Here is a 25,717-nt window from a genome sequence, read left to right as displayed (position 1 = left end):
CGAAAGGAGAAGACGGTGAAGCACTGCATAGTCGTGGGTTACCACGAGACCGACATGTCCGGCGAGGAGCTGCAACTGGCCCTGGAGCACGGGGGAGACGACCTGCCCGCGCCCATCCGCAGCATGCTCCGCACCAAGATCACATTCGGCGGCAGCCACTATTCGTACATGGACGCCCTCAGCCTGGTGCGCAACGAGGGCCCGGGAACGGACCACGCCTACACCGTCTCCGAGCTGCCGAGCCTGGGCACCCTGTACCTCGTCAACTACCTGGAGGAGCACGGCCATCCGGCCGACTTCGTCAACAGCTTCAGCTTCGAGCAGGACCAGCTGGTCAAACTGCTCGCCGACAACCCCGCATCGGTCGCGATCACCACGACCTTCTACATGATGCCCGCCCCGGTGATCGAGATCATCCGCTTCATCCGGCGGCACAACGCGAACGTGCCGATCATCGTCGGCGGCCCGCTCGTCGACAACCAGTGCCGGGAGGGCCGTGGCGACAAGCTCAACCGGTTCTTCGACCGGGTCGGAGCCGACTACTACGTCTGGGAGTCCCAGGGCGAGGCCGCTCTGGCCGCCGTGGTCGGCGCCATCGTCAACGGTGACGCCCCCACGGAGGTGCCCAACGTCTTCCTGCGCTCCGCCGCCACCGGCGAGTGGCGGCTGACGCGCAAGCGCCCCGAGGCCAACGACCTCAACGCCTTCTCGGTGCGCTGGAACCGCTTCGACCCCACCGTCCTCGGGCCGACGCTGTCCACCCGCACCGCCCGCAGCTGCGCCTTCAGCTGCGCCTTCTGCGACTACCCGGAACGGGCAGGCGCCCTCACCCTGGCCGACCTGTCCACGGTCGAGCGTGAACTGGAGGAACTGGCCGGCCTGGGGGTCAAGCGCGTCGCCTTCATCGACGACACCTTCAACGTGCCGATGCGCCGGTTCAAGGACCTGTGCCGGATGCTGGTGCGCCGCGACTTCGGCATCGAGTGGTTCTCGTACTTCCGCTGCGGCCACGCCCGTGACCCCGACGTCTACGACCTGATGTACGACTCCGGCTGCCGGGGCGTGTTGCTCGGCATCGAGTCGGGCGATGACCAAGTGCTGCTCAACATGGACAAGCGGGCCACCACCGCGCACTACCAGAACGGTATTGAACAGCTCAAGGCCCGGGGCATCTTCACTCATGCTTCGTTCGTCGTCGGTTTCCCGGGGGAGAGCCCCCAGACCGTGCAGAACACCATCGACTTCATCAACTCCGCGGGACCGGACACCTTCGCGGTCAACCACTGGTACTACATGCAGTCCACGCCCATCCACGTCCGGGCGCCCCAGTTCGACCTCACCGGCAACGGCCACACCTGGTCGCACCGCACCATGAACTCCCATCAGGCGCTCGAAGCCGCCGACGAGATCTTCGACTCGGTGGTCAACGCCGCCTGGATGCCCGTGAACGGACTCGACTTCTGGGGCGTCCCCTACCTCCTGGGCAAGGGCTTGAGCCACGCCGAGATCGTCCGCTTCCTCGACCTCGCCAAACCGCTCACCGTGGCCAACGTCTCCCGCGGCAGCGCGGAGGAGGCCGCCACCGCGGAACGCCGGTTCCGCGACTTCGTCACCGGCCTGGACCTTGCACCCGCCCGCTACCGCACCGCAGGGAGTGAGTTTCGATGACCGTCCAGAATCCTCAGGAACCCGAGTACTTCCCGGAGGTCTTCCCCCAAGACGCCTTCCCCCGGTACGCCTGGGACGAGGGCATGCGGCCGATCACCCTGCCGCACGAGGTGTGGCTGTCGGAGACCACCCACCGGGACGGCCAGCAAGGGGGACTGCCTCTGTCGCTGGACACCAGCCGCCGTATCTACGACATCCTCTGCGAGATCACGGACGACTCCACGGCGATCCGGCACGCCGAGTTCTTCCCCTACCGCGACTCCGACCGCAACGCCCTGATCTACGCCCTGGAAAGGCACCGGGACGGCGCTCCGATCGAGCCCACCACCTGGATCCGGGCCCGCCGGGAGGACGTCGAGCTGATCAAGCGGATCGGCGTCATCGAGACCGGCCTGCTCAGCTCCTCCTCCGACTACCACACCTTCCACAAGTTCGGCTCGGGCGGCCGGACCCGGGCCGCGTCGATGTACCTGGACGCGGTGACCATGGCGCTCGACCACGGCATCCGGCCCCGCGTCCACCTGGAGGACACGACCCGGTCCTCTCCCGACTTCGTCCGCTCCCTGGTCGAAGAGGTACTGAAGACCGCCGAACGCTATCCGGCCGAACTCCAGCCCCGCTTCCGGGTCTGCGACACCCTCGGCATCGGCCTGCCCTACGACGACGTGAGCCTGCCCCGCAGCATCCCCCGCTGGATCCGGCTGCTGCGCGGCTTCGGTCTCTCCCCGGCCCAGATCGAGCTGCACCCGCACAACGACACCTGGCTGGTCGTCGCCAACTGCCTGGCGGCCATCCGCGAGGGCTGCGGCGTGATCAGCGGGACGACGCTGGGCACGGGTGAACGCACCGGCAACGCACCGCTGGAGGCCGTCATGGTGCACCTGCTCGGGATGGGCTACTGGCCCGGGGCCCGGGTCAACCTGCCCGCGGTCAACAAGCTCGTCGAGTTGTACGAGGGCATCGGAGCCGGCCCGTCGCAGAAGTACCCCTTCTTCGGCCGCGACGCCTACGTCACCCGGGCCGGCATCCACGCCGACGGCCTGAACAAGTTCTGGTGGATGTACGCACCGTTCAACGCCCCGCTGCTCACCGGCCGGGAGCTGGACGTCGCCCTCACCAAGGACTCCGGCCAGGCGGGGCTGCTGTTCGTCCTGAACAAGCGGCTCGGGCTGCAGTTGGAGAAGGGCGACCCGCGGGTCGCGGAGGTGCTGGCCTGGATGGACCGGCAGTGGGACGCCGGCCGGGTCTCGGCCGTCGAGTGGAGCGAGTTGGAGCCGGTGGTCGAGAAGGCGTTCGCCACCGAGGAAGGGGTGGGCTGACATGAACGGACCGGCGCGAGGAGGCAACTGCTCATGACCGTCGCCACATCCGGTGAGGCGTCGGGCAGCACCGGCCGTCCGCCGTCCTGCCCCGTCGTCGCGGAGTTCGAGCACCAGGTGCACACCGGCCCGGACCGGCCCGCCGTCATCCTGCCCGGCGGGACGGTCGACTATCGGGAGCTGGGCGCGCGCGCCGACGCCGTCGCCCGCGCGCTCATCGACTGCCGGGGCGAGGGGACCGAGCCGGTCCCCTTGATGGTGCTGGACCCGGCCTGGATGCTCGCTGCATGCCTGGGCGTGCTCAAGGCGGGCAAGTTCTACGTTCCGCTCAATCCGCATCACCCGGCGGCCCGCAACCGCGAGCTGCTGGACCGGCTGGGCGCCGCCCTCGTCGTCACCGATGCCCCCGGCGTCCCGGAGCCGCTTACCGACGCCACCGTGCTCCGCATCGCCGACCTCGACGCGCGGCCCGGCACGCCCGGCCCGCCGAACGCCGCCACCGGCCCGGACGAGTGGGCGTACGCGCTGTACACCTCGGGCTCGACCGGCTCGCCCAAGGGCATCCTGCAGAACCGGGCCGACATGCGACAGAACGTCGAGCGGCACGCGGCGCTCGGCATCGGACCGCACGACCGGGTCACCCTGATCAATGCCGACGGCTTCGTCGCCGCGGTGTCCAACCCGTACATGGCGCTCCTCAACGGCGCGGCCCTGGTGCCGTACTCCTTCCAGGGCGACGGCGTGCACGATCTGGTCGAGCGCCTGGACGAGGCGGGGGTCACCGTCTACTACTCCTTCCCGTCCTTCCTCAGGCAGGCGGCCACGGTGGCCGAGGGACGCACGGCGAGCCGCGTCCGCCTGGCCTACCTCGGCGGGGAGAGCGTGCACCGCAGCGACGTCCTTGCCGCCCGGCGGCTGTTCCCGGCCGCCACCATCGCGGTCGGGCTGAACTCCACGGAGACCGGCCTCACCCGGCTCCACCTGATTCCCCCGGACACCGCCGTGCCCGACCCCGTGCCCGTCGGCGGGCCGGTGCCCGGCGTCGAGGTCCGCGTGGAGACCGCGTCGGGCCGGCCGGCGGACGTGGGCGAGGCCGGGCGGATCGTCGTGCGCAGCCCGTACCTGCACGGAGCCGAGTGGACGGCCGAGGGACCCCGGCCCCTTGCCGAGCCCGTGCCGGGGGCCGGCCCCGGCGGTGGACCGGCCCGCCAGGAGTTCCGCACCGGCGACCGCGGCCAGTTGGAGGAAGCCGGTCTGTTGGTCCACCTCGGCCGCGCCGACGGCATGGTCAAGGTGCGTGGCTACCGAGTGGAGACCATCGAGGTCGAGTCCGCCGTCTCCGCGGTGACCGGCGTGGCCGAGGTGGCGGTCGTCCCCTTCCAGGCGGCCGACGCGGAGACCGAACTCGCCGCGTACGTGGTCGCGAAGGACCCTGACCTCACCGAGGCAGGACTCCGGCGCGCCCTGGCCGGGACCCTGCCGGCCCATCTGGTGCCCGCCGCCGTCCTGGTGGTGCCCCGGCTGCCACGGACCCGCAACGGCAAGATCGACCGCAAGGCGCTCCCCGACCCGGCGACCGCGTCCTCCTCCGGCACGACCGCCACAGCGACGCCTGCCGCCGAGCCGACTCCCGCCCCGGCGACCGCCGCTCCAACGGCTCCCGCCCCACCGGCCGCCGGGTCCGGCGAGGACTCCGACGACCGCCGGGGGCAGGTGATCTCCCAGGTGGCCGATATCTGGAGCGACATCCTCGGCGCCGGACCCGTGATGGCGGGAGACGACTTCTTCTCCCTCGGCGGCACGTCCATCTCGGCACTGCGGGTCGTCTCCCGCATCCGTAAGGAGTTCGGGGTCCCGCTCAAGCTCGCTGTCATCTTCGAGACGCCATCGTTGGAAGCGGTGGCCGAATCCGTACTGCGCGGACTCGACGACGCGTAGAACGATCGACCAGTACACGAGTCCGGACACGGGGCGAGGAGGCCCGGTTCCGGCGCCGAGGAAGACCGAAGGAAGACCACACGTGAGCCCAGAACGACGCCCGGCCGACATCCGCCTTGCCACCGAGGCGGACATGCCGACGGTCTGCACCATCGTCAACCACTACATCGAGACGAGCACGGTCAATTTCCGTACCGAGCCGCAGGCTCCGCAGGAGTGGACGGACGACCTCGTCCGTCTCCGGGAGCGCTATCCCTGGCTCGTCGCCGAGGTGGACGGCGAGGTCGCCGGCATCGCCTACGCGGGCCCCTGGAAGGCACGCAGCGCCTACGACTGGACGGCCGAGTCGACCGTGTACGTCTCCCCCCGCCACCAGCGGACGGGACTGGGCTCCACCCTCTACACCCACCTGCTGAAGTCCCTGGAGGCGCAGGGCTTCAAGAGCGTGGTCGCTGTCATCGGGCTGCCCAACGACCCGAGCGTGCGCCTGCATGAGGCGCTCGGATATGCCCCCCGCGGCATGCTGCGGGCGGCCGGCTTCAAGCACGGGAACTGGCATGACGTGGGTTTCTGGCAGCTGGACTTCACACTGCCGGTACCGCCCCGTCCGGTCCTGCCCGTCACCGAGACCTGAACGGAGTGCACGTGGCATCGCCCGAGTTGGAGCTGGTACGGGAACTCATCGAACTCAACTGGCATACCCGCAATGGTGAGGTGGCACCGCGGCGGATCGCGTACGACCGTGCCCAGGAGGCCTTCGGCGACCTCGGCGTCCCCCCTGGCGAAGTCGTCACCGTGGGCCATTGCACCGCGGAGTGGGTACGGCCCGCACGGCAGGACGGCAGGACACTGCTGTACCTGCACGGCGGGTCGTACGCGCTGGGCTCACCGCAGTCGCACCGGCATCTCTCCAGCGCCCTCGGCGGCGCGGCCGGAGCCGCGGTGCTCGCCCTGCACTACCGCAGACCGCCCGAGTCACCCTTCCCGGCAGCGCTGGAGGACGCCGTGGCCGCCTACCGCATGCTGCTGGAACAGGGCTGCCCGCCGGGCCGGATCACGCTTGCCGGAGACTCGGCCGGCGCCGGCCTCGCCGTCGGGGCCCTGCAGGCCCTGCGGGACGCCGGGACTCCGCTGCCGGCCGCCGCGGTGTGCATCTCGCCCTGGGCCGACCTGGCCTGCGAGGGGGCGTCGCACACCACCCGCAAGGCGCGGGAGATCCTGCTGGACACAGCGGACCTGCGCCGTATGGCGGAGCGTTACCTGGCCGGCACCGACCCCCGGCACCCGCTCGCCTCACCCGCCCACGGCGACCTGACCGGTCTGCCGCCCCTCCTCATCCAGGTCGGTTCCGAGGAGGTCCTCCTTGACGACGCGCGGGCGCTGGAGCAGGCCGCGCTGAAGGCCGGCGTACCCGTCACCTTCGAGGAGTGGCCGGAGATGTTCCACGTCTGGCACTGGTACCACCCGGTGCTGCCCGAGGGGCGCCGGGCCATCGAGGCGGCCGGAGCGTTTCTGCGCACGGCCACGGGGGAGGGCCTGAAGTGACCGACTGGATCCAGAGCGTTTCCGCGCCCGACGCCGTGGCCCGGGTGGTGTGCCTGTCCCGGGCGGGCGGCAGCGCACGCGACTTCGACCGGTGGCGCGAACCCATGGGTGATGACGTGGAGTTGGCGGCGGTCCAACTGCCGGGACGGCTCGACCGCTTCCACGAGCCACCGTTGAGCGATCTGCACGAGATCGCCGAAGAGGTGGCCGCCGCCCTCACCACCCTGCCTGCCCGCCCGTACGTGCTCTTCGGTGACTGCATGGGCGCCCTGCTCGCGTTCGAGACAGCTTGCGCCCTGCGCCGCCGGGGCGCCGCCCCGCCCGACTGCCTGGTCGTCGCCTCCTACCCGGCACCCGACCGGCTGCGCACGGAGCGCCCCTACGGCGACGGCAGCGCCGAACACCTGCGCCAGCGGTTGCGCGAGGTCGGTGGCGTCCCGCCCGCCGTGCTCGACGAGGACGAGTTGTTCGAGCTCATGCTGCCCATGCTGCGCGCGGACTTCGCCGCGTTCGAGGGCTACCGCCACCGGTTGACCGAACCCCTCTCCGTGGACATCCATGCGCTGGTCGGCGCCGACGACCCTTACGTGACGGTCACCGACCTGCACGGCTGGCAGCGCCACACGACCGGGGAGTTCACCGCGCGGGCGCTGCCCGGCGGGCACTTCTTCCTGCACGAGAGTGATGACGCGGTCTCCCGCGTCCGCGCCCTGGCGCTGGCCGGCGCGAGGGCGGCGCAGCCGGGGAGGTCCGAGTGACGGGAGAGCAGCGGCCGGCCGACCCGGCCCAGTGGCTGCGGGCCCATCGCACGGTGCCCGATCCTCAGGTCCGGCTGCTGTGCTTTCCGCACGCTGGTGCCGGGCCCGGCGTCTACCGGCCGTGGGCCGAGGACATGCCGTCGTACGCCGAGCTGTGGGCCGCCCGCTACCCCGGACGCGAAGACCGGCTGGCGCATCCCTTCGCCACCAGCCTGGGCGAACTGGCCGACGACCTCACGGCGGCGGTCGCCGCGGGACTTGGCCGAGACGTCCCCCTGGCGCTCTTCGGCCACAGCATGGGCGCGGTCATCGCACACGAGGTCGCCGTACGGCTGGAGAACAGCCACGATTTCCGGCCGGTTCTGCTCGCCGTCTCCGCCCGGGAGGGCCCGCTCCAGGTCGACCACGCCGGACTGCACCTGCTCGACGACGACGCCCTGGTCGCCCGTACCCGGGGCATGGGCATCCAGCCGAACGCCGACGCCTACGCCGACCCGGAGCTGCGAGAGCTCTTGCTGCCCGTGCTACGCGACGACTGCCGTCTGCTGGAGACCCACCCGACTTCCCCCGTCACACGGGTGCGGGCACCCGTGCTCGCCTTCGCCGGCCGGTCCGATCCGGCGAGCCCGGCCGCCCTGATGAGTTCCTGGGCCGAGGCCACCAGCGGCGCATTCCGCCTGCTGGAGATGCCAGGGGATCACTTCTACCTGTTCTCGCACACCAAGGACCTGCTGTCCGAGCTGATACCCGCTCTGTCCCGGGAGGCCCGTAGATGACCGTGAGGGAGAGCGACCGGACGACCGTTCCGCGGTCCCGGTCCCTTCGCCAGCTGGTGTGCGGCGGCATAGGCCACACCGTCGAGTCGCATGACTGGTACGTCTACACCTTCCTCGCCGTCTACTTCTCGGACGACATCTTCCCCAAGTCGTCCGGCGACCCCTTGGTGCCGCTGCTCAACACCTTCGCCGTTTTCGCGCTGGCCTTCGCCGCCCGCCCGGTCGGTGCCACGGTGATGGGCTGGTACGCCGACCGCTTCGGCCGCCGCAGCGCCCTGATCGTGACCATCCTGCTCATGGGCCTCGGCAGCCTGATGATCGGGCTCACCCCGAGTTACGCGACGGCGGGGCCGGTCGCCCCGGCGATGCTGATAGCGGCCCGCCTGGTCCAGGGCTTCTCGCTCGGCGGCGAATACGGCGCCGCGACCACCTTCCTCGTCGAGTCCGCGGCCCCCGGCCGCCGGGCGCTGTTCAGCAGCTTCCAGTACGTGGCGTCGTCGGTCGGCCACATCTTGGCGGGACTGTCCACGCTGGCCGCCTCCCAGATTTCCGGGGACGGCATGGACCGTTGGGGATGGCGGCTGCCGTTCGTCTGGGGTGCGGTGATCTGCCTGGCCGGGCTCGCCATCCGGAGCACGGCAGAGGAGACCTTGCCCACTGGGACGGAAGGTGGCCGAAAGAAGACCCGCACGGGCGCGTTCGCGGCGCTGCGCTCCCACCCGAGGCAGACGTTGCTGGTTGTCGGCCTCACCATCGGCGGCAATGTCGCCTTCTACACGTGGACCACCTACTTGCCCACCTACGCCACGGTGAGCACGGGCGCGGACAAGGACAGCGCCGTACTGGCGGGCACCGTCTCGCTCATTTTCTTCGGCTTGATCCAGCCACTCGGCGGCCTGCTCTACGAACGGATCGGCGGACGGGCCATGATGATCGGCTTCGGCGTCGCCGCCGCCGTGCTGACGGTGCCCCTCCTGACGGCGATGTCCGGATGGTTCTGGTCGGTGCTGGCTGTGCAATGCGCCGGGATGCTGGTCCTCACCGCGTACACGTCGGTCTCCGGCGCGATCAACGCCGAACTGTTCCCGCAAGAGCTGAGAGGGCGCGGCATCGGGCTTCCGTACGCGGCGTCGGTAGCATTGTTCGGCGGCACCGCGCCCTACGTGGGCACATGGCTGAAATCCATGGGCCTGAATGACTTCTTCCCTTGGTATGTGGCGGTGCTGTGCCTGCTGACGGCCCTGACGGCGATCGGGCTGCCGCGGCCGGTGCCCGATACGTGCGACGGACCGGCCTCGCCGGCGCAGCATTTACCTCCGGACTTCGAGCGGCATGCCTGATTTTCCGTCTGTGTAGGTGATAGTGGCATTGCGTCTGAGGTTCGCCGGAGGGGTCTGGATCCTCCAGGTCAATTTCAAGACATACCCTGTTCACAGGGCGGATGATCTTGCCTCGACGGGCTGACTCTCTACACTGAAGATTTACATCTGATTTTGTGCGTCAAGGGTGCCGCACGTGGAGTTTACGGGGAGGCGGCATTGACTTTTCATCAGATGGCGGCGTATGAGATCCCGTATGCGGTGTGGGAATCCGATGGGCCGGCTGGGGGGAAAGGTCCGCTCACGGCCCCCGACCTCACGCCCCCCGATCTCGCCGACCCGCAGGCGGGGGACGCCGAGGGGGCCGTGACGCGCCTGCTGAGTGCCCACCGCAAAGTGGTGGCGGATCAGAGTCGGCTGCTGGAAGCCCTGGAGTCCGCGCTCGGCGAGCTGGTGCGCAGTTCCCTGTCGCGCACCGACTGCGCGTCGCTCGAAGCGGAACAATGCGCGGTGGGCTGTTTCGCGATGGATCCCCTCGTGGCTGCCAAAGGCGAGGTGCTGCTCTGTCTGGACCCGGCCGATCTGGAGCAGGAACGTTTCTCCTATCTGCTGGAGTGCGTCCATGGAGCCTCCCTACGGGGGGTGACCACACGGTGCATTTGCGCGGAGTCGATGGTCAACCTGCCGGGTGGCCAGTCGTACCTCCAGGAGCTCCAGGCGGCGGGGGCGGAGATCCGGGTGGCCCCCCTGTTGCCGTTCCGGCTCATGCTTGTGGACCGGATGTTCGCCTACGTCAGTTTCGTCGACTGCCACGGCGAGAATTCGACGCTGGAGATCAGAAGTCCGGAAACCTGCCGGTTTGTGCACCGGGTATTCGACTACTGCTGGGTGACGAGAACGTCATCGAAGGCGTGCGAGACGGCCGATGCTATTGATGTTTCCGACCGCGAGATTATCATTCTGCGCTTGTTGGCCAACGGCATGAAGGACGTGGCCATGGCGCGCTCTCTCGGGATTTCCACGCGGACCCTCCGGCGGGTGATAACGGATCTCATGGGCAAGCTCGGGGTCAGCAGCAGATTTCAACTGGGAGCACGTGCCGCCGAATGCAGTTTACTGTGGTAGCTCCTTTCCTGGGTTAGTGGTGGACGTCAGTACGGCACCGGCCGCGACGCACCCGGCCAGCCCGAAGAAAGCGAGGGGATAGCTGCTCAATTCGGCGGCGAGCACCGCTCCCAGGGCGGGTGCCACCGCGAGGGCGGCGGTGGCGGGAGCCGTGGCGAAGGCGTTGAGCGTGGCGTACCGCTGCACTCCCCAGATGTCGCTGACCGCCGTGGCCTGCAGCAGGGTGTACATGCCGCGTACCGCCCCGGCGGCCATGGCCGCCGCGCAGAGCAGCGGCGCCGGCCCGGGGAGAGCCGCGAGCAGTGCTATGGCGAGGGCCCCGGCCGTCAGCAGGACGGTCATCCGACGCTGGATGCCGGTGCGGCGGGTCAGGGTCGGATAGCCGAGCCGCCCCATGATCTGCCCCGTCCCGCAGAGGGAAAGGGCGATGGCCGCGGTGCCGGTGCTGAGACCTCTGTCGACCAGGAACGGGACGAGGTTGAGAGTGGTGGCGTAGAGACCGAGGGCGGCGAGCGCCAGTGTCGTCGACAGGAGGATGAACTCCCTGCTGAGCACCACGGGACGCACCTCGGCGAACGACGAGCTGGGGTGCGTTTCTCCTGCTCCGGGCCATGGCACGCGCAGACAGAGCAGGTGCAGTGGTGTGTTCGCCGCGAGCAGGACCGCGGCGAGCAGGAGGTACGTGGTGCGCCAGTCCAGGTGGGCCAGGAGAGCCGCTGTGAGCGGCGCGAAGAGAACGCTGGCGAGGCCGCCGGCCAGGGACAGGAGCGTGAGGGGACGCAGCCGACGGGAGCCGTACCACCGGGTGAGTGCCGCGAAGGCCGGCGGGTAGAGTGCGGCGGCCTGGGCGACGCCGACGAGTGCCCACGCCGCGGCGAACCACGCCAGCCCCGGCGCGGCGGCCACCGCTGTCAGTGCTACGCAGCCGAGAACTGATCCCGCGCTCATCACCGTGCGTGGGCCGTACCGGTCCAGTAGCCGGCCCACCGGAATGCCGGCCACCGCACTGGTGATCAGCCCCAGGGAGAAGGCGCACATGGTGGCGGTCACCGACCAGCCCGTGGTGCGGGTGATGCTGGGCAAGCTCACCGGGAACGCGTAGTAGAGCGTGCCCCAGCTGATGATCTCCGTGACGGACAGTGCGAGGAGAACGCGGCGTAACTCCGGTTCCTCCGACGGTGTGGACCGGAGGAGTTCCCCCCTCCTGTTCTCTATAGAGAAAATCACATCGCTATAGTACTTACGATGATTGCCCTGGCAACACTGGGCAGCCGGATTCAGGAACTTCGGCTGGCTCAGTCCCTGACGCTGCAGGACCTCGCGGACCGCGCGGGGGTGAGCGTGAGCATGCTCTCCTCCGTGGAACGCGGCCGGAAAGCGCCCACGGTCACGGTGGTGGGGCGCATCGCGGAGGGGCTCGGCGTCACCGCCGCCCATCTGCTCGCGGAACCCGAACACCTCAGCGTGCGGCGCGCGGCCGAACAAGAAGTCGTCGAAGAGCCCGGGGGCTGGAGCCGGACGATTCTGACGCCGGTCGTAGCGGGAGTGAACTTCGAGTGGATCCGCTCGGTACTTCCGCCGCACTGCGACGTCGGCGAGTACCCCGCCTACGCCACCGGTTCCCATGAGTACGTCTTCGTGGAGTCCGGCACCCTGCGGCTGACCGTCGGGGAGACCACCGTCCACCTGGAAGCGGGGGATTCCGCCTACTTCGCCGCGGACGCGGTGCACGCGTACGCGAACCCGGGCCGGACGGCGTGCACTTATTACGTCGCGGCGCTGATCATGCGCCCACGCTCTCGCGGCACTGCTGCGCGCTCTCCCCAGGGCCCGGTCGCGCTTGACTGAACGGCACCGTCACGGCTGAGGGCTTTGCCGAGACCGGTGGGGTGGACTTCGGCTCTTCGTCGTGGCCGGGAAACCTGCCCGGTGTGCCAGAGCCGGGAAGATCGCGCTTCGGTCAGGACGGCGCGCCGGCCAGGACTTCCACCGTGCCGCTGTCGAGTGAGTAGTAGGCGCCGACCACGGCGAGGGTGCCCTCTTTCACGAGCGGTGCCAGGTCCCTGTTGGAGCGCAGGTCGGCCGCGGTCAGTGTGACCTGGGCGCGGGCCATGGTGTCGACCGGGTCGGCGCCGCCTCTCCCGACCGTCTGCTCGTACGCCGGCCGCAGCGCCCTGGCGATGGCCTCCAGGTTGCCGGGCAGCGGTTTGCCGTCGCGGAGCGACTTGTACGCCGCCTCGACGGCGCCGCAACGCTGGTGCCCGAGGATCACGATGAGCGGCGTGCCACTGGTCATGGGCCCGTACTCCACGGAGCCCGTGACCACCGGGCCGACCGCCTCCCCGCCCGTGCGCATCACGTAGAGGTCACCCAGCCCGGTGTCGAAGAGGAGTTCGGGCGGCACCCGCGAGTCGATGCACGAGAGGACCGACCCGAAGGGCTGCTGCTCCTGGGCCACGAACTCGCGCCGGTCCGGATCCCGGTCGGGATGCTGGAGGTCCCCGCTCACCCAGCGCTTGTTGCCTTCCATCAGCCGCGCGAATGCCGCGGCGGGCGTGGTCGGCCGCGCTTGCGGCGAAGCCGGCCGCCCCTGCGGTGAAGCGCCGGCCGGCAACGGGTCGGCGCTCATCGGTGAGCACCCCGTGAGCGCAGCCGTGGCGACGAATAGTCCGCCGGCGAGCAGCGCCCTGCGATCCGGATGTCCCGCTCCGTCCATCGGTTGTTCCCCTCAGTCGGCTGAGACGCGTACGTAGGTCCTGGCCAGGGCGATTGTTCAGCGCGGCGGGGGAGCTCGGCGGTAGGCGCCAGCGGACGCGGCCTTCTGTGCCACCGACGGCCCACAGAACCGGCCCGGCCGGCGGCATCGTCGACTACCCGCCCGGGGACGGCGGCTACCGGCTGCCGCCCGCACATGCGGCCGCGCCGGCCCGGGCCGCCGGAGAGGGCGCGCCCCCCTCAGCGGGGAAAGAGCTGGAAGAGCGTGGCGGGGCGGCCCCGGTAGCGTTCGCCGCCGGTGCGCAGCATCTGCTCGATGAAGGTGCGGGCGTAGGCGCGCGGATCCTGTTCGGCGCCGCGCAGGCCCTTGATGTACGCCCCGTGTGCCGCCAGTGAGTCGACCGCGCGGTCGATGCCGGGGCCGACCTCCGCGGCGTGCGTGGGATGCGGGGAGCCCGCCACGGCCACCCAGCGGACGCCGTTCCAGGGTGCAAGTCCCTTGGCGCCGGCGAGTTCGGGGAAGATCCAGCGGTTGCCGGCGTCACCCGCGGCATCGAGGACGGCGCGGCCGACGACCCGGTGGTCCGGGCTGTTCCAGTGGCCGCCGCCCCAGGTGTCGTGGTGGTTGAGGGTGAGCAGCAGCTCGGGGCGGTGGCGCCGGACGGCCGCGGACAGATCGCGGCGCAGTGCCCGGCCGGGCTCGATGATGCCGTCGTGGTGGTGGTCGAGGAACTGGACGGTGTGGACGCCGACCAGCGCGGCGCCGGCCCGCTGCTCGGTCTCGCGGACCGTGGCGGCCTCCCCCGGTGCGAGCCCGTCGATGCCGGCCTCACCGCGGGTGACCAGGAGATAGCTGACCTCGCGCCCCGCGGCGGTCCATTCTGCGATGGCGGCCGCGGCGCCGTATTCGAGGTCGTCGGGGTGCGCGACCACGGCGAGTGCCCGCTGCCAGTCCCTGGGCATGGGGGAGAGCTGGGGTTCGGCGGGCATGGGATCCCTTCCTTCCCGTCCTGATACCGCGTCCCGCGTTCCGTTGCCGGGTGCTGTGCGCCGTTCGGCCGTCTCTTCTCTTCGACTCCACTCGACTCTCTTCGAGTCGACCGTGCTTCCTTTTCGATCGTGACACGCATGGGCGCCGGCTACCGGGTGGAAAGGAAGGGTGGGGTGGCGCGGGGTGGGGGTACGAGAGCCCACGGTGCCCGGTCTCGGTCGTTTACACGGGCTGAGCTGGGTTTCATCACATCAGGTGAACATCTGGCCCAAGCTTGCGGTCGGCAACGCGGGGTTGCCAGGCTGTTGCTGACCGTCAAGCTGTTGGGAGGGGCACGTGCCTTTCGGTGAGCAGCCCGCGTACCTCCGCGTCGCCGGCGACCTACGCCAGAAGATCGTCGACGGGGTGCTGCTACCGCACACCCGCCTTCCCTCCCAGGCGCGCATCCGCGAGGAGTACGGCGTCTCGGACACCGTCGCTCTGGAGGCGCGCAAGGTCCTGATGGCCGAGGGGCTGGTCGAGGGGCGCTCGGGGTCGGGCACCTACGTACGCGAACAGCCCGTTCCGCGCCGTATCGCCCGCGTCGGCTTCCACTCGGCCGGCGGCTGTACGCCGTTCCGGCAGGAGCAGACGGACGAGCGGGTACGGGGCACCTGGGAGTCCCACAGCGAGCAGGAGCCGGCCGGAGCGGCGATCGCCGCCCGGCTGCGCATCCCGCAGGACGCCAAGGTGATGCGGACGCGCTATGTCTTCCGGGCGGAGGGGGAGCCATCGATGCTCTCGACCTCCTGGGAGCCCTTGGAGGTGACCGGCCGGACGCCCGTGATGCTGCCGGAGGAAGGGCCGCTGGCGGGGCGCGGGGTGGTCGAGCGGATGGCGGCCATCGATGTGGTGGTGGACAACGTCGTCGAGGAGGTCGGGGCGCGGCCCGCGCTGGCGGAGGAGGCCATGACGCTGGGCGGGGTCCCCGGGCACGGGGTGCTGGTCGTCTCGCGTACGTACTTCGCGGGCGGCAGGCCGGTCGAGACGGCCGATGTCGTCACCCTCGCGGACCGGTACCGGGTCACGTATCACCTGCCGGTGAAGTAGCCGCGGACCGCTCCCGCACCCCGGCACCCCCGCACCCCCGCACCCCCGTGCGCCTGCGCCTGCGGCGAGACACCTTCCGCCTCTCTCGTCTCCTCGCCCGTGCGCGTGCGTCTCCCGTGTGCGTCCACGAGACGCTTCCCGCCTCCCGCGAGCGCGGGAAGCCCTCGCCCCTCCTGTGCGCGTGCGCGTGCGCGAGCTTCCTCCCGTGTAATCCGCGTGCGCGTCCACGAGACGCCTCCCGCTAAATCCCCCTGCGCGTGCGCGAGACGCGTCTCGAATCGGCCCGTGCGCGTGCGCGAGACGCCCTGATCTCGGTCCCGGTTCTCAGATGAGCGTCCGGTTTGTGACTATTCGTACGCAAAATATGGCTGAAACCTTGTGTTGGATAACTCACAGAGTCTCAACTAGGCGCCTTTTTCGGGCTGCTGTGGGAAGCCGACGCTCCGATTCGCTCTTACGATGGCGAAGTTTGTGCACGGCACGGGGGAAGACCAGGAGACCAAGCACGTGAGCACGACGAAGACCCCGAGCGCGGAGCAGGGCTCGCACTCGAATTACCGTCGGTCCCTCGGGACCATCGCCCTGACCGCCACGGGTCTCGGGTCCATCATCGGCTCCGGCTGGCTCTTCGGAGCCGAACGCGCCGCCGCCATTGCGGGCCCGGCCGCGATTCTTGCCTGGGTCATCGGGGCGCTCGTCGCCCTCACGATCGCGCTCACCTACACCGAGCTCGGCTCGATGTTCCCGAAGGCCGGCGGCATGGTCCGCTACGGCCAGTACTCGCACGGCTCGCTCGCCGGGTACCTCGCGGCCTGGGCGAACTGGATCGCGATCGTCTCGGTCATCCCGGGTGAGGCCACCGCCTCCGTCCAGTACATGAGTTCCTGGGACTTCGGCTGGGCGCATGCGCTCTACGACGGCCAGGAGCTGACCGGCACCGGCGTCGGGCTCGCCAGCATCCTGCTGATCTTCTACTTCTTCCTCAACTGGTTCGCGATCTCGCTGTTCGCGAAGACCAACACCGCGATCACGGTCTTCAAGGTCGTGGTTCCGGTGCTGACCGCGAGCGCGCTGATGGTGGCGCACTTCGACACCGGCAACATCACCCACCACGGCGGCTTCACGCCCAACGGCTGGAGCTCGGTCTTCACCGCCGTCGCCGTGTCCGGCATAGTCTGGGCCTACAACGGCTTCCAGTCTCCGCTGAACATGGCCGGTGAGGCCCGCAACCCCGGCAAGTCGCTGCCGAAGGCCGTCGTTTGGTCGATCGTGATCGCGCTGGTCATCTATGTCGCACTGCAGGTCGCGTTCCTGATGGCGGTGCCCGGCGACAAGCTGACCGCCGGCGGTGGCTGGGCCGGTCTCGGCTTCAACTCGCCGCTCGCCGACCTCGCGGTGGCCTGGGGCCTGAACTGGCTGGCGCTGCTGCTGTACGCGGACGCCTTTGTCTCGCCGTCCGGTACGGGCATGATCTACGCGGCCACCACCTCGCGCATGATCCACGGCGTGCAGGAGAACGGTCATCTGCCGGGCATCTTCGGCAAGGTCGACAAGAAGACCGGTGTGCCGCGTCCGGCGCTGCTGCTCAACCTCGCGATCGCCTTCCTGTTCCTCGCGGTCTTCCGCGGCTGGGGCTCGCTCGCCGAGATCGTTTCGGTCGCCACGGTCATCTCGTACATCACCGGACCGGTCGCCGTGATGTCGCTGCGCCGGCTGTCGCCGGACCTCGCGCGGCCGGTCAAGCTGCGGGCGATGCCGGTCATCGCGCCGGTCGCGATGATCTTCGGTTCGCTGGTCCTGTACTGGGGCCGCTGGCCGCTGACCGGCAAGGTCATCCTGATCATGGCCGTCGGGCTGCCGGTCTGGGCCTGGTACGAGATCGGCAAGCCGCTGACCCAGGGCCGCAAGCCGTGGGCCGAGCTGCGTCCGCACCTCAAGGCCGGTGCCTGGATGGTGGCGTATCTGCTGGTCATGGCCGCCATCTCGTACCTGGGCGGCAAGGACTTCGGCGGCAAGGGCTATCTGCCGGAGGGCTGGGACATCCTCCTGGTCGCCGTGGTCGGTCTCGCCTTCTACTACTGGGGCGTGCGCAGTTCCTGGCGTAACCCGACGCTGGTCCAGGCCGAGGCCGAGTCGGAGGCCGCGGCCCAGGCGGCGGACGAGGACGAGGTCTCGGAGGACGAGGCCGCGGCCGAGGGGGCCAAGGCGCCCGTCGGCACCTGATTCGCGCCCGTTCCGCACCACTTCGCACATCGCCCGAGCTCCTCGGGACCACCGGCCACTCGCAGGCCTCTTCCGGTACGCCGGGGGCCCGCGGGTGGCCGGTTCGGTACCTCTTTGTGAAAATCCATATCCGGTGAGTAAAGGTCGGGCGTAGGCTCGGGCATATGCGGATTGCGATTTCGGCATCAGCAGACCAGGGGCGTGCGACGGCGCGCTACGCGGCGGACGGAGGGGCGCAATGACCGAGGGTGGAGCCGTGCTCCCCTGGCTCGTCATCCGCCAGGACGAAGGCGGCAACCGGTATCGCGTGGGTCGCTATGCCACCCAAGCGGAGGCGGAGCGGGTGGCCGACCGGCTCGGAACGCGCGGCCACCAGCAGCTTTATGTGGTGGAGAAGGCCGACCGGGCGACGACCTGACAGGCGCCGAGCGGGAAGCGGGACGAGGGCGGGGGACGTAGGCTGCCGCGCATGACGACCGTGCGCGTAGTGGTGGGCGGAGCGGTGTGCGAGCGCGGGCGGCTGCTGGCCGCGAGGCGCAGTGCACCGCCCGCATTGGCCGGCCGCTGGGAGCTGCCCGGCGGCAAGGTGGAGGACGACGAGACACCCGAGCAGGCGCTGGAGCGAGAGCTGCGCGAGGAGCTGGGTGTCGAGGCGGCGGTCCTGGAGCGGATTCCGGGGGAGTGGGTGCTGCGGCCCGGCTATGTCCTGCAGGTGTGGACGGCCCGGCTGGTGTCCGGGGCGCCGCGCCCCCTGCAGGATCACGACGAGCTGCGCTGGCTGCTGCCCGGCGAGGAGTCCCAGGTCGACTGGCTGGACCAGGACCGCCCGGCGGTGGCCGAGGCGATGCGCCGGCTGGCGGCGACGGCCGGGGTGCCGGGCGCGCGGCCGTAGCCGCCGTCTCGGGGCGTACGCGGCCCTGCAGGCCCCGTATGCGGCCCACATCGGCTTCGTGTGCCGGGGACCGTATGCCGCCGCACCCTGCCCGTATGGGCGCCCTCGGTGCACTGGTCTGCCCGTTCGCCTGCACGGCCCCATCGCGGCACGCCCCACCCCGGCACATCGATATGTTTCATTTGTGCCACAGTGCGCCGCTACAGGCGGTACTGAGGGATGGATATCGGGTATGTCCTGATTGACCCCTTCGGTGCAGGCAAGGCGACGGGGATGCCATCGGGCTGGGATGTGATCGGCGTGAGCGACAGCGCAGCGGCAGGGGTCCCGGAGCCGGACTCCGGGCACGTCCGCAGGCGCGGCAGGGCCTCCGGTGCACCCAGCGCCGAATGGAGCTTTCCGGCCGACCCCGGGGCGGTGCGCACGGCCCGCACGGCGGTGCGGCAGGTGCTGGACGACTGGGGGCTGAACGGCGCCGCCGATATGGCCGTACTACTCGTGAGCGAGCTCGTCACCAACTCCCTGCGTCACGCCAGCGGGCCGATCGGAGTCCGTATGGTGCTCCTCAACACCGACGGGCTGCTCGTCGAGGTCTCCGATCCGCTGCCCGACCCGCCGCAGGAGCGCGACGCCGCTCCCGACGACGAGGGAGGCCGTGGATTGCAGCTGGTCGCATGCAGTTCGCGGCGCTGGGGGACCCGTCGTGGAAAGAGTGGCAAGACAGTGTGGTTCGAGCTGTCGGTGGCTGGTTAGGAGACAGGTGGGTCCTGATCGTTGCCAATTCATCGACGTTCTGTGGATGGGCTGCGATCGAGACTGTGCTGTGATCGTGAAGACCGTGTTCCGGATAGCCGGGGTACTGGATACTCAGGCGGGTCCGGTCCGGGCACGATGAGCTGGAGGGGACGGGGCTCGTGAGCGAGATGTCATCTGGTGGGGAAGAACCCGCACAGGCCGATGGTCAGGGCGGTGCGGACGGCTCCGGTGATCCAGGTGGCCGCCCGCACGCGCATGAGCTGCAAAGCCCGCCCGTGTGGCAGAGCAGCCGGCCCGGATCGATCTATGACTACATTCGCGTGGCCTCCTTCTCGCTCGGTCCCGACGGGCGGATCGACCAGTGGAGCGAGCGGGCGGAGCACATGCTCGGCATACCCGCGCGCTACGCGCTCGGCAAGGACCCCGTCGAGGCCTTCGTCCCCCGCGAGTTGCGGGCGACCGGGCGCCGCAAGGTGTCCGAGATCCTCGACGGCCGGGAGTGGACCGGCCTGGTGCCCTACCGCCGGGAAGAGGGCACGGACGCCGACGGGCTCGCCGAGATCTATGTGATGCCCTCACGCGACGAGAACGGGGAGCGGGCCGCGGTCTGTCTCGTCGTCGATGTCCGGGCGCTGCGCGGCATCGAGACCGACCTCGCCGCCTCGCAGGCCGTTTTCGGTCAATCTCCCATGGGCTTCACCCTGTTCGGCACGGACCTCCGGCTGCTGCGGGTCAACGAACGGTTCGCCACGGTCTTCGGCGGACCGGCGAGCAAGTACCGCGGCTGCAGCCCGCACGACTTCCTGCCCCGCCCCGAGGCCGAGCGGATGACCGTGGCGCTGCGCCGGGTCCTGGACACCGGCGAGCCGGTCACCGAAATGCAGTTGGTCGGGATGGCGCCCGGCGAGGAGGACCGCCGCCGCTGGTCGGTGTCGCTCTACCGGCTGCACGGCGCCAGCGGCCGCCCGATCGGCGTCGCGGCGCTGGCCGCCGATGTGACGGGCCGTCGGCGGGCCGAGCGCGAGGCCGCCAACGCCCGCCGCAACCTCGCCCTGCTCAACGAAGCCGGCGCCCGGATAGGCAACTCCCTCGATCTGGAGACCACCGCCCGCACCCTTCTGGACGTCGCCGTACCGCAGTTCTGCGATCTGGCCTCCGTGGACCTCTACCAGGGCCTGCTGGCGGGCGACGAGGCCCCGCCCGGCATGAGCGACGGCAGCGCGGAGCTGCGCCGGGTCGCCTTCGCCAGCGCCGTGTCGGACGCCCCGCTCGCCACCGCCCCCGGTGTCCCCGGCGATGCGCCGGGTCCGGTCGCGGTCGGCGCCGTCCACCGCTACCCCTTCAACTCCCCCTGCGCGGGCGCGCTGCGGACCGCCCACGCACAGATCATCCCGGGCCGGGAGAGCGACGACGGGCCGGAGCTGGGCGCGGTGGTGCACTCCACCCTCGCCGTCCCGATGGTCGCCAGGGACACCGTCGTCGGACTGGTGCAGTTCTCCCGTACGAAGGGCAGCGAGCCGTTCGGGGAGCGCGACACCGCGCTCGCCGTCGAGCTGGCCGCGCGCGCCGCGGTCTGTATCGACAACGCCCGCCTCTACCGCCGTGAGCACGAGCGCGCCCTGATATTGCAGCGCAGCCTGCTGCCGCCCGGCGACCCCGAGGCCGCCGGTCTGGACATCGCCTGCCGCTATCTGCCCGGCACCACCGCCACCGAGGTCGGCGGCGACTGGTTCGATGTCATCGAACTCCCGGGCCACCGTACGGCGCTGGTCGTCGGCGACGTCATGGGACGCGGGCTGCGCGCCGCCGTGGCCATGGGGGAACTGCGCACCGCCGTACGGACCTTGGCGCTGCTGGACCTGGAGCCCGCCGAGGTGCTCTCGGCGCTCGACGAGATCGCCCGCGGGCTCGGCGGCGACGGCGACGGCAGGTCGTCGACCGCACGCTCCGCCCGCAGCCGGTCCGGGGCCGCCGAGGGCACGGGAGAGCAGCGGCGCTCCGCCCGTACCGCCGATCTCTCCGAGGTCTACCTCGCCACCTGCGTCTACGCCGTCTACGACCCGGTCACCCGGCGCTGTACGTTCGCCAACGCCGGGCATCTGCCGCCGGCGCTGGTCGAGGACGGCGAGGACGCTCTGCTGCTCGACGTGCCGCCGGGGATGCCGCTGGGGGTGGGCGGCGAACCGTTCGAGGAGATCGAGGTCGAGCTGCCGGACGGGGCGCTGCTCGCGCTCTACACCGACGGTCTCGTGGAGTCCCGCCACCATCCGCTGGAGGAGGGGCTGCAGGCGTTCCGTACGGCCCTGTCGGGTGCCGACCGTCCGCTGGAGGACGCCTGCGACCAGGTCCTGAGCGCCATGGACACCTCGCACGGCGAGGACGACATCGCGCTGCTGATGGCGCGGGTGCAGGGGCTGCCCAAGGATGCGGTGGGCGACTGGAGCCTGGCGCCGGAGGCCCGTTCGGTGGCCCGCGCCCGCGAGCTCGCCCGTGACCAGCTGACGGACTGGGGCCTGCAGGAGCTGGTCGACACCACGGAGCTGCTGGTCAGCGAGCTGGTGACCAATGCGCTACGGCACGGCCACGGCGAGATCCGGCTCCGGCTGCTGCTGGACCGCACCCTGGTCTGCGAGGTCTGGGACGCCGATCTCGCCCAGCCGCGCCGCCGCCGGGCCCGGGACACCGACGAGGGCGGCCGCGGACTGCAGTTGGTCGGTCTGCTGAGCCAGGGCTGGGGCAGCCGCCGCACTCCGCGCGGCAAGACCGTGTGGTTCGAACTCGCGCTGCCGGACGGGGAGTCGGCGGCGGTGGATCCGACGGAAGCGCTGCTGAGTCTGTTCTGAGGGGCTGAGGGGCGCAGGACGCGGGGCGGGGCCCGGGGCGCGCGCCCCGGGCCCCGCCCGCGTCCTGCCCGGTCATTCGCTACGGCGCCGGATCTTGTTCCCGAGCCACACCAGCGGGTCGTACTTACGGTCCGCGGCGCGCTCCTTCAGCGGGATCAGCGCATTGTCGGTGATCTTGATGTGCTCGGGGCAGACCTCGGTGCAGCACTTGGTGATGTTGCAGTAGCCCAGGCCGTGCTCGTCCTGCGCGGTGCGCTTGCGGTCGAGGCCGGCCTCCGGGGCCGCGTCCAGCGGATGCATATCGAGCTCGGCGATCCGCATGAGGAAGCGCGGCCCGGCGAAGGCCTCCTTGTTCTCCTCGTGGTCCCGGACGACATGACAGGTGTCCTGGCACAGGAAGCACTCGATGCACTTACGGAACTCCTGCGACCGGCCCACGTCCTCCTGCTGCATGCGGTACTCGCCGGGGCCCAGGTCCGGGGGCGGTACGAACGCCGGGATCTCGCGGGCCTTGGCGTAGTTGAAGGACACATCGGTGACCAGATCGCGGATGACCGGGAAGGCCCGCAGGGGCGTGATGGTGATCGTCTCCGTACGGTCGAAGACCGACATCCGGGTCATGCACAGCAGCCGCGGCCGCCCGTTGATCTCCGCGCTGCACGAACCGCACTTGCCGGCCTTGCAGTTCCAGCGCACGGCGAGATCGGGTGCCTGGGTCGCCTGCAGGCGGTGGACGATGTCCAGCACCACCTCGCCGTCGTGCACCTCGACCTTGAAGTCCTCCAGGTCCCCGGAGTCCGTGTCGCCCCGCCACACCCGGAAGTGCGCCTGGTAGACGCCGGACTGCTGCTCTTCCTGCGACACGCTCACCGGCTCAGCTCCTCGTCGGTCAGATACTTCGCCAGCTCGTCCTTCTCGAACAGTTCCAGCAGGTCGCGGCGGATCGGCGGGGTCTCGCGGCGGGAGAGGCGGATCTGGCCCAGCGCCGCGTCGGCGGCCCGTGCATCGCCCTGCGGGTCGGCGAGTTCACAGACCAGATTGATGTTGCGCCAGGTGCGGTCCATCGCCGGGTGATCGTCGCGGGTGTGCCCGCCGCGGCTCTCCTCGCGTTCCAGCGCCGCCCGCGCCACACACTCGCTGACCAGCAGCATGTTCCGCAGATCGATGGCCAGGTGCCAGCCGGGGTTGTACTGCCGGTGTCCCTCGACGCCGGCCCGCCGGGCCCGCACCCGCAGATCGGCCAGCCGTTTCAGGGCCTCGAACATCTCGCTTTCCTTGCGGATGATGCCGACCAGGTCGTTCATCGACTGCTGGAGCTCTTGGTGCAGGGTGTACGGATTCTCCGCCGGGCCCGGCTCGCGGTCGGTGTCCGCCTCGACGAGCTCGGCGCTGAAGGGGCGCAGCGCCTCCGCCTCCGCCGCGTCGATCTGCAGCGGGTCGACGGCCGGCCGTTCGGCCAGCGACTGTGCGTACTCGGCGGCGTGCAGCCCGGCTCGGCGGCCGAAGACCAGCAGGTCGGAGAGCGAGTTGCCGCCGAGCCGGTTGGAGCCGTGCATCCCGCCGGCCACCTCACCGGCTGCGAACAGGCCCGGGACGCCGGTGGCCGCCGTGGTGTCCGGGTCCACGTCCACCCCGCCCATCACGTAGTGACAGGTCGGGCCGACCTCCATCGGCTCGGCGGTGATGTCCACATCCGCCAGCTCCTTGAACTGGTGGTGCATCGACGGCAGCCGGCGTTTGATCACCTCGGCCGGCATCCGGGTGGAGACATCCAGATAGACGCCGCCGTGCGGCGAGCCGCGGCCCGCCTTGACCTCGGAGTTGATGGCGCGCGCGACCTCGTCGCGGGGCAGCAGTTCGGGCGGGCGGCGGTTGTGGTCCGGATCCTCGTACCAGCGGTCGCCCTCCTCCTCGGTCTGGGCGTACTTGTCCTTGAAGACGTCCGGGATGTAGTCGAACATGAAGCGCTTGCCCTCGCTGTTGCGCAGCACCCCGCCGTCCCCGCGGACCGACTCGGTCACGAGGATGCCCTTCACCGACGGCGGCCAGACCATGCCGGTGGGGTGGAACTGCACGAACTCCATGTTGATCAGCGGCGCCCCGGCCAGCAGCGCCAGCGCATGCCCGTCGCCGGTGTACTCCCAGGAGTTCGAGGTCACCTTGAAGGACTTGCCGATACCGCCGGTGGCCAGCACCACCGCCGGGGCCTCCAGCACGAAGAAGCGGCCGGACTCCCGCTCGTAGCAGAAGGCGCCGGAGACCTTGCCGGGCCCCGCGGCGGAGCCGCCGGCCGACTCTGTGAGCACCCGGGTGACCGTGCACTCCTGGAAGACCTTCAGCCGGGCGTCGTACGCGCCGAACTCCTTCTCGTCCGCCTGCTGCAGCGAGACGATCTTCTGCTGGAGGGTGCGGATCAGCTCCAGGCCCGTACGGTCGCCGACATGCGCCAGGCGCGGATACTCGTGGCCGCCGAAGTTGCGCTGGGAGATCCGGCCGTCCGCGGTGCGGTCGAAGAGCGCGCCCCAGGTCTCCAGCTCCCACACCCGGTCCGGGGCCTCACGGGCGTGCAGCTCGGCCATCCGCCACTGGTTGAGGAACTTCCCGCCGCGCATGGTGTCGCGGAAGTGGACCTGCCAGTTGTCGTGCTCGTTGGCATTGCCCATGCTGGCGGCGATGCCGCCCTCGGCCATCACCGTATGCGCCTTGCCGAACAGGGACTTGCAGATCACGGCCGTCCGCATGCCGGCCTCGCGGGCCTCGATGGCGGCACGCAGCCCGGCGCCGCCGGCGCCCACCACGACCACGTCCCATGCCTGCCGGTCCACATGCGCCATCAGAGGGCACACCTTTCCTTAGGAGATGCTGTCGTCAGAAGAAACGCGGGTCCGTGATGGCCCCGCTGGCCAGCAGGAAGACATAGAAGTCGGCGACGGCCACGCTGATCAGCGAGGACCACGCGAGCAGCATGTGCCGCTCGTTGAGCTTGCCGACCCAGCCCCACAGCCGGTAGCGCACCGGGTGCTTGGAGAAGTGCCGCAGCCGGCCGCCGATGATGTGCCGGCACGAGTGGCAGGAGAGGGTGTACGCCCAGATCAGCACGATGTTGGCGAGGAAGACCAGGGTGCCCAGACCCATATGGCCCCAGGCGTAGTGCTCGTCGCGGAAGGTCAGCGCCGTGTCGTAGGTCAGCACGCCCGCGACCAGCACCGCGAAGTAGAAGAAGTAGCGGTGGATGTTCTGCAGGATCAGCGGGAAGCGGGTCTCACCGGTGTACTTCTTGTGCGGCTCGGCGACCGCGCAGGCCGGTGGCGAGGCCCAGAAGCCGCGGTAGTAGGCCTTGCGGTAGTAGTAGCAGGTCAGCCGGAAGCCCAGCGGGAAGATCAGGATGAGCAGCGCGGGGGACAGTCCCCACCAGCTGCCGAAGAGGTCCCAGTTGGGGCCGCCGCGCATGGTGCGGCAGTTCTCCGCCAGACAGGGTGAGTAGAACGGCGAGACATAGGGCGCGTGGTAGTAGTCGGCGTTCGCGAACGCCCGCCAGGTCGAGTAGACGATGAACGCGAACAGTCCGGCGGCGGTGCCGGCCGGCGCCAGCCACCAGCGGTCGGTGCGCAGATGACGGGCGGGGATCGCAGCGCGCGAGGCGGTGTGCACACCGTTCGCGGGCGCTGGTGGGGAGGGTTCGGTGCCAGTGGCCAACGTCGGTCTCCGTGAAGGGCGCTCCGTCGGGGCGGGGGCGGCGAAGGCACCGCCGGGGCGGGGC

Annotated in this window: 22 protein-coding genes; 16 read left to right on the top strand and 6 right to left on the bottom strand. The window is 70.3% G+C overall.

Annotated features, from left to right (window positions below; genetic code table 11):
• Window positions 1-15: 15 nt before the first annotated feature.
• The 9 genes from ACF088_RS03020 to ACF088_RS02980 all read left to right on the top strand — a co-directional run bounded on the left by ACF088_RS03020 (window position 16) and on the right by ACF088_RS02980 (window position 10,448).
• Window positions 16-1,668, top strand: a complete 1,653-nt coding sequence (locus ACF088_RS03020) for a PhpK family radical SAM P-methyltransferase (protein WP_392373605.1) — start codon at window positions 16-18, stop codon at window positions 1,666-1,668.
• Window positions 1,665-2,987, top strand: coding sequence for a pyruvate carboxyltransferase (locus tag ACF088_RS03015; protein WP_392373604.1), 1,323 nt, complete (start codon window positions 1,665-1,667; stop codon window positions 2,985-2,987). The genes ACF088_RS03020 and ACF088_RS03015 overlap by 4 nt, the downstream gene beginning before the upstream one ends.
• Window positions 2,988-3,020: 33 nt before the next feature.
• On the top strand, window positions 3,021-4,925 hold the full coding sequence (locus ACF088_RS03010; RefSeq protein WP_392373603.1) for a non-ribosomal peptide synthetase: 1,905 nt from the start codon (window positions 3,021-3,023) through the stop codon (window positions 4,923-4,925).
• Window positions 4,926-5,007: 82 nt separating this feature from the next.
• Entirely contained in the window at window positions 5,008-5,559 is a 552-nt protein-coding gene (pat, locus tag ACF088_RS03005) for a phosphinothricin N-acetyltransferase (protein WP_392373602.1), read from the top strand.
• A gap of 11 nt (window positions 5,560-5,570) precedes the next feature.
• The gene (locus ACF088_RS03000; RefSeq protein ID WP_392373601.1) at window positions 5,571-6,470 is read left to right on the top strand and encodes an alpha/beta hydrolase; all 900 of its coding nucleotides are present in this window, start codon (window positions 5,571-5,573) and stop codon (window positions 6,468-6,470) included.
• Window positions 6,467-7,228: a thioesterase II family protein gene (locus ACF088_RS02995; RefSeq protein ID WP_392373600.1), complete on the top strand. Its 762-nt coding sequence runs from the start codon at window positions 6,467-6,469 to the stop codon at window positions 7,226-7,228. The genes ACF088_RS03000 and ACF088_RS02995 overlap by 4 nt, the downstream gene beginning before the upstream one ends.
• Window positions 7,225-8,004, top strand: coding sequence for a thioesterase II family protein (locus ACF088_RS02990; protein ID WP_392373599.1), 780 nt, complete (start codon window positions 7,225-7,227; stop codon window positions 8,002-8,004). The genes ACF088_RS02995 and ACF088_RS02990 overlap by 4 nt, the downstream gene beginning before the upstream one ends.
• Window positions 8,001-9,344 (top strand): MHS family MFS transporter, encoded by a 1,344-nt coding sequence (locus tag ACF088_RS02985; RefSeq protein WP_392373598.1) that lies wholly within the window; start codon window positions 8,001-8,003, stop codon window positions 9,342-9,344. Before ACF088_RS02990 ends, ACF088_RS02985 begins: the two co-directional genes overlap by 4 nt.
• Before the next feature lie 198 nt (window positions 9,345-9,542).
• Window positions 9,543-10,448, top strand: coding sequence for a LuxR C-terminal-related transcriptional regulator (locus tag ACF088_RS02980; protein WP_392373597.1), 906 nt, complete (start codon window positions 9,543-9,545; stop codon window positions 10,446-10,448).
• Here the strand turns inward: ACF088_RS02980 and ACF088_RS02975 are convergent.
• Complete coding sequence (locus ACF088_RS02975; RefSeq protein ID WP_392373596.1) at window positions 10,437-11,675, bottom strand: MFS transporter; 1,239 nt, start codon at window positions 11,673-11,675, stop codon at window positions 10,437-10,439. The genes ACF088_RS02980 and ACF088_RS02975 overlap by 12 nt on opposite strands.
• Before the next feature lie 18 nt (window positions 11,676-11,693).
• Between ACF088_RS02975 and ACF088_RS02970 the strand changes: the two genes are divergently transcribed.
• The gene (locus ACF088_RS02970; RefSeq protein ID WP_392373595.1) at window positions 11,694-12,296 is read left to right on the top strand and encodes a helix-turn-helix domain-containing protein; all 603 of its coding nucleotides are present in this window, start codon (window positions 11,694-11,696) and stop codon (window positions 12,294-12,296) included.
• A 112-nt stretch (window positions 12,297-12,408) separates the two neighbouring features.
• Here ACF088_RS02970 and ACF088_RS02965 read toward each other — a convergent pair whose 3' ends face one another.
• Both ACF088_RS02965 and ACF088_RS02960 read right to left on the bottom strand, forming a co-directional pair.
• Window positions 12,409-13,077 carry a carbonic anhydrase gene (locus tag ACF088_RS02965; protein ID WP_392373594.1) on the bottom strand — a complete coding sequence of 223 codons (669 nt, stop codon included), beginning with the start codon at window positions 13,075-13,077 and terminating at the stop codon, window positions 12,409-12,411.
• Between the two features lie 326 nt (window positions 13,078-13,403).
• Window positions 13,404-14,153: a PIG-L deacetylase family protein gene (locus tag ACF088_RS02960; RefSeq protein WP_392373593.1), complete on the bottom strand. Its 750-nt coding sequence runs from the start codon at window positions 14,151-14,153 to the stop codon at window positions 13,404-13,406.
• 337 nt (window positions 14,154-14,490) lie between these two features.
• On the opposite strand from ACF088_RS02960, the gene ACF088_RS02955 reads away from it, so the two are divergent.
• The 6 genes from ACF088_RS02955 to ACF088_RS02930 all read left to right on the top strand — a co-directional run bounded on the left by ACF088_RS02955 (window position 14,491) and on the right by ACF088_RS02930 (window position 21,957).
• On the top strand, window positions 14,491-15,243 hold the full coding sequence (locus ACF088_RS02955) for a GntR family transcriptional regulator (protein ID WP_392373592.1): 753 nt from the start codon (window positions 14,491-14,493) through the stop codon (window positions 15,241-15,243).
• 507 nt (window positions 15,244-15,750) lie between these two features.
• Complete coding sequence (locus tag ACF088_RS02950) at window positions 15,751-17,466, top strand: APC family permease (RefSeq protein WP_392373591.1); 1,716 nt, start codon at window positions 15,751-15,753, stop codon at window positions 17,464-17,466.
• 238 nt (window positions 17,467-17,704) lie between these two features.
• Window positions 17,705-17,884: an SPOR domain-containing protein gene (locus ACF088_RS02945; RefSeq protein ID WP_392373590.1), complete on the top strand. Its 180-nt coding sequence runs from the start codon at window positions 17,705-17,707 to the stop codon at window positions 17,882-17,884.
• Between the two features lie 51 nt (window positions 17,885-17,935).
• The gene (locus tag ACF088_RS02940) at window positions 17,936-18,358 is read left to right on the top strand and encodes a (deoxy)nucleoside triphosphate pyrophosphohydrolase (protein WP_392373589.1); all 423 of its coding nucleotides are present in this window, start codon (window positions 17,936-17,938) and stop codon (window positions 18,356-18,358) included.
• A gap of 291 nt (window positions 18,359-18,649) precedes the next feature.
• Window positions 18,650-19,111, top strand: a complete 462-nt coding sequence (locus ACF088_RS02935; protein WP_392373978.1) for an ATP-binding protein — start codon at window positions 18,650-18,652, stop codon at window positions 19,109-19,111.
• 278 nt (window positions 19,112-19,389) lie between these two features.
• The gene (locus tag ACF088_RS02930) at window positions 19,390-21,957 is read left to right on the top strand and encodes a SpoIIE family protein phosphatase (protein WP_392373588.1); all 2,568 of its coding nucleotides are present in this window, start codon (window positions 19,390-19,392) and stop codon (window positions 21,955-21,957) included.
• A gap of 72 nt (window positions 21,958-22,029) precedes the next feature.
• Here the strand turns inward: ACF088_RS02930 and ACF088_RS02925 are convergent, their stop codons facing one another.
• The 3 genes from ACF088_RS02925 to ACF088_RS02915 are packed head-to-tail and all read right to left on the bottom strand — an operon-like array spanning window position 22,030 to window position 25,653.
• Window positions 22,030-22,827 carry a succinate dehydrogenase/fumarate reductase iron-sulfur subunit gene (locus ACF088_RS02925; protein ID WP_392373587.1) on the bottom strand — a complete coding sequence of 266 codons (798 nt, stop codon included), beginning with the start codon at window positions 22,825-22,827 and terminating at the stop codon, window positions 22,030-22,032.
• Window positions 22,824-24,791, bottom strand: a complete 1,968-nt coding sequence (locus ACF088_RS02920; RefSeq protein ID WP_392373586.1) for a fumarate reductase/succinate dehydrogenase flavoprotein subunit — start codon at window positions 24,789-24,791, stop codon at window positions 22,824-22,826. The genes ACF088_RS02925 and ACF088_RS02920 overlap by 4 nt, the downstream gene beginning before the upstream one ends.
• A 34-nt stretch (window positions 24,792-24,825) precedes the next feature.
• Entirely contained in the window at window positions 24,826-25,653 is an 828-nt protein-coding gene (locus ACF088_RS02915) for a hypothetical protein (RefSeq protein ID WP_392373585.1), read from the bottom strand.
• Window positions 25,654-25,717 lie beyond the last annotated feature (64 nt).

This window comes from Streptomyces sp. NPDC015125 (assembly GCF_043080045.1).
Taxonomy (GTDB): domain Bacteria; phylum Actinomycetota; class Actinomycetes; order Streptomycetales; family Streptomycetaceae; genus Streptomyces.
This window is presented reverse-complemented; position numbering and strand designations above follow the sequence as displayed.

Excerpts from the sequence above, each read along its gene's own strand:
- ACF088_RS03015 (WP_392373604.1), top strand. The coding sequence starts at position 1,665 with ATGACCGTCCAGAATCCTCAGGAACCCGAGTACTTCCCGGAGGTCTTC.
- ACF088_RS03010 (WP_392373603.1), top strand. The coding sequence starts at position 3,021 with ATGACCGTCGCCACATCCGGTGAGGCGTCGGGCAGCACCGGCCGTCCG.
- ACF088_RS02985 (WP_392373598.1), top strand. The coding sequence starts at position 8,001 with ATGACCGTGAGGGAGAGCGACCGGACGACCGTTCCGCGGTCCCGGTCC.
- ACF088_RS02970 (WP_392373595.1), top strand. The coding sequence starts at position 11,694 with ATGATTGCCCTGGCAACACTGGGCAGCCGGATTCAGGAACTTCGGCTG.
- ACF088_RS02965 (WP_392373594.1), bottom strand. The coding sequence starts at position 13,077 with ATGAGCGCCGACCCGTTGCCGGCCGGCGCTTCACCGCAGGGGCGGCCG.
- ACF088_RS02960 (WP_392373593.1), bottom strand. The coding sequence starts at position 14,153 with ATGCCCGCCGAACCCCAGCTCTCCCCCATGCCCAGGGACTGGCAGCGG.
- ACF088_RS02945 (WP_392373590.1), top strand. The coding sequence starts at position 17,705 with ATGACCGAGGGTGGAGCCGTGCTCCCCTGGCTCGTCATCCGCCAGGAC.
- ACF088_RS02940 (WP_392373589.1), top strand. The coding sequence starts at position 17,936 with ATGACGACCGTGCGCGTAGTGGTGGGCGGAGCGGTGTGCGAGCGCGGG.
- ACF088_RS02920 (WP_392373586.1), bottom strand. The coding sequence starts at position 24,791 with ATGGCGCATGTGGACCGGCAGGCATGGGACGTGGTCGTGGTGGGCGCC.